This window comes from Kitasatospora sp. NPDC057512 (assembly GCF_042802135.1).
Lineage (GTDB): Bacteria > Actinomycetota > Actinomycetes > Streptomycetales > Streptomycetaceae > Kitasatospora.
The window spans coordinates 1-3636 of record NZ_JBHVET010000797.1 but is presented as its reverse complement, the minus strand read 5'-3'; the positions used below and the strand labels follow the sequence as shown (position 1 = coordinate 3636).

The 3636-nt window shown below is 72.2% G+C and carries 2 protein-coding genes; one reads left to right on the top strand and one right to left on the bottom strand.

The genetic code is table 11. From position 1 onward, the window contains the following. Positions 1–33: 33 nt before the first annotated feature. Positions 34–2508, bottom strand: a complete 2475-nt coding sequence (locus tag ACFU6K_RS33885) for a germacradienol/geosmin synthase (protein ID WP_380669642.1) — start codon at positions 2506–2508, stop codon at positions 34–36. 409 nt (positions 2509–2917) lie between these two features. On the opposite strand from ACFU6K_RS33885, the gene ACFU6K_RS33880 reads away from it, so the two are divergent. Further along, positions 2918–3562 carry an HhH-GPD-type base excision DNA repair protein gene (locus tag ACFU6K_RS33880; RefSeq protein ID WP_380669640.1) on the top strand — a complete coding sequence of 215 codons (645 nt, stop codon included), beginning with the start codon at positions 2918–2920 and terminating at the stop codon, positions 3560–3562. Positions 3563–3636: the final 74 nt, after the last annotated feature.

Sequence of the window (3636 nt, the reverse complement as noted above, 5' to 3'; positions counted from 1 at the left end):
GGCTGGAACCCGCGCGGGTGCGGCCCCTCGACGTCAGCCGCCCGCCGACAGGCGCAGCGAGGCCGTGCCCAGGCCGGTCGGGCCGAGCGGCACCCGGGGCGCCGAGGGCACCGGCACGCCCGGACCCACCGGGGCGGTCGGAACCACCGCCGCCGGGGCCTCGGCGGCGGCCGCCGTGGCCGCCCGACGGGCCTGCGAGGCCTCCAGCAGATCCCGCTCGGCGCCGAAGTGCCGCTCCAGGTCGGCCGTGCCGTACCGGAGGCAGCCCTCGTGCCAGTTCAGGATGCCCGCGAGCCAGTTCTCCAGCTCCCCCACGTACCCGTCGAGCAGCTCCCTGGCCGCCTGCTCCAGCCCGAAGTCCTCGTACATGACCGGGAGTTCCTTCCGCACGACGTGCTGGAACTGGCCCAGCCGCGAGTGCATCAGGTCGTCGACGATCCGGACCCCGGACGCGTAGTCGCAGCCGAAGAAGTTCTGCACGACCAGGACGGCGTTGTGCAGCTCGCCCTCGTACTCGACCTCCTTCTGGTACGAGAAGAGGTCGTTCATCATGGACGCGTAGTCCATCGCGGAGTTCTCCAGCGCGCGCATCGAGCCGTGGTCGTACACCTCCTGCGGCACGGTCTGCCCGTGGCCGAGGCGGGAGAGGCTCGTGGTGAGCTCGGAGCCGAAGGTGGAGCGGCGCATCTCCAGGTAGTCCACCGGGTCCGGGATCCGGTTCTGGATCTGGTTGGTCAGCTCCCAGATCCAGCTGTCCAGCATCGTCTCGACGGCCACCCGGAACCGGCCCCTGGCCTCGACGGTCATCGGGCCGGCGGTGCGCTCCCAGATGTCGGCGAGGCCGCGCTCCAGCGCGTTGACGGGCTCCGGCACGGGGGTGCCGTCCACCGGCATGAACAGGGACAGCCGCGCGTTGGCGGCCTTGGCGCCGCCCAGGTCGCGGGTGCGTCCGAAGGCCCGGGGGTAGTAGTCGTCGGCCCAGGTGCCCCAGGCCAACCAGGCGGAGGCGATGTCGAGTTGGTCGGCGGTGGCGTCCGGGTGGAGGCCGGCCGCGCAGAGCGGGAGGTCGTAGTCGCGCATCGACTCGGCGTCCCAGATGCCGGATGCGGGAACGCCCGGCTCCGCCGCCAGCAGCCCCATCCGCTCCGCCCACTCGATCACGCGCTCCCGGGCGCCGTCCAGGTGCGGGCTCAACCGGAGGTCGTACGGCAGCCTGAACTCGGGCAGCAGGGACGGCCCGACGGCCTGGTACGGCACGTGGCCGTGCGACCGCGCCCGCCGCACGGCCGGGCCCGTCGCACCCTCCACGGCCGGTGGCGCGGGCGGCTCCGCGCCGAGGGCTCCCTTGCGCAGGATGTCCAGCGCCGAGGTCCCGATGCCGCCGATCGCGTACTGGTCCCACCAGTTGCCGCCCCCGGGCCCGCCCGGCAGCCCCGGCAGCCCACCGCCCGAGCCGGGCGCCACCTCGCCGCCCGAGGCCGCCGAGCCCGCCGAACCGGCCGAACCCGCCGCGGCCCCACCGCCGTTCATGTACCGGCTGGAGCGCAGGTGCCACTCGTGCCCGCCGGACTGCCAGTCCTGGAGGCCCTTGACGTACGCCGTCACCCGGGCACGGCCCACCGGGTCCAGCCCGGTCTCCGCGAACAGCACCGGCAGTTCGGTGAACACGGTGTTCTCGAACTGCTGCAGCCGCGAGGTGAGCAGGTCGTTGACCGCCTCGGCGGCCTCCTGGGTGGAGCACTCCAGGAACCGCTCCAGCACCAGGATGCCGTTGCTCAGCTCGCCCTCGTCCTCCACCTCCCGCTGGTACGAGAAGATGTCGTTGCGCAGGTGCACCCCGTCGGAGAAGGCGTCCATCAGCACCCGCAGCGCCCGCGAACCCGACACCTCCTTCGGCACCTCGGCGCCGGCCGCGTACTCGACCAGCTGCGCGGACCAGGGCGCGCCGCCGACCTTGCGGCGCATCTCGATGTACTCGACCGGGTTGGCCACCCGGCCCTCGTTGATGTTGGCGAGCTCCCACAGCGACTCGTTGAGCAGGTTCCGGGTGCTCTCGGCGAACCGGATCCGCCAGTCCTCACCCATCACCGGCACGGTGCGCCGCCACAGGTCGGCCAGGCCCGCCTCGACCGGGTTCTCCGGTTCCGGCAGCTCGGCGGCCGGGTCGGCCGGCATGAACAGCGGCAGCCGGTCGAGGTGCGCCTTGCCCGCCCCGCGGTCGTTGGTGCGCTTGTACATGTCGAGGAAGTGGTCGTCGAAGAAGAAGACCCACACGTACCAGTCGGTGACCAGGGACAGCGCCTCGGCGGAGGCGTCGGGGTGGGTGTACGCGCAGAGCAGTCCGTAGTCGTGGGCCTCCAGGTCGGCCTGGTCCCAGATCCCGGACCCCTCCAGCATCCCCATCTCCCGGGCCCAGCCGGTGGAGTGGGCCCGCGCCTCGTCCAGATGCGGGTTGAGGCGTGCCGGGTGCGGCACGTAGAAGGACGGCAGTTCGAACGGCTGGGTCACGGCGGGCGGGCCTTTCTGGACGCGTCGATTGGACCAAGAATGACCCGCCGTCAGTTCGCCGCGCCGTCACAACAGAAACAGTCATATGAAATGACTCGCTCCCCCCACTCAGAACCACCCACCCGGCCGAGCGCCCTCCCCAACCCCTCACGCCCCCGCGCCCGCCGCCGCAGCGGACGGCAGTCCCCTGACCCGGGGCCCCCGGCGGATGTGACAGGCGCGGGCAAAAAATATCCCCCGCCACCCCGCCGTCACCTCCGGCAACCGCTCCGCCAACGAACAATGCAGCTCTGGCAAGGCCTTGAACAGACAAGACTTCCCCGGCTACGGGCGTGTTGACCGCGTACGCCAACGCCGCTTCCACCAGACTGGGCGCCGACCCGACGTCAACTCCGAGGAGGGCAAGCCCATGAACGTCACCGTTCGGCTCGCACAGCAGCCCGAGGCCGACGAACTGCTCGGACGCAGCGCGCTCGCCGCGCTCGTCGGCATGCTGCTGGACCAGCAGGTCCCGATGGAGTGGGCGTTCACCGGCCCACTGACCATCGCCCAGCGCCTCGGCCACGACGACCTGGACGCCCACGAGATCGCCACCTACAACCCGGAGGAGTTCGTCGCGCTCCTCTCCGCCAAACCCGCGGTCCACCGCTACCCGGCCGCGATGGCCAAACGGGTGCAGCAGCTCTGCCAGTTCCTCGTCGCGCAGTACGACGGCGACGCCGCCGCGCTGTGGAAGAACGTCCGCACCGGCAAGGAGCTGCTCAGCCGGCTCAACGCCCTGCCCGGCTTCGGCAAGCAGAAGTCGCAGATCTTCCTGGCCCTGCTCGGCAAGCAGTACGGGGTACGGCCGGAGGGCTGGCGCGAGGCGGCCGGGGTGTACGGCGAGGAGGGCGCGCACCGCTCGGTGGCCGACATCACCGGTCCCGAATCCCTCACCCTGGTACGGGAGTTCAAGCAGGAGGTGAAGCGCGCCGCGAAGGAGGCCAAGGCCGCCGCCAAGCCGCGCACCACCACCCGCACGACCGTCGCCCCCACCCCGACCGGTGTGCGCTGAGCACCGGCCGACCCACCCGGCCGGCCGTACCGGGGCCTGCCCCGCCCAGAGCGCGACGCGGGCCCCGGCCGCGC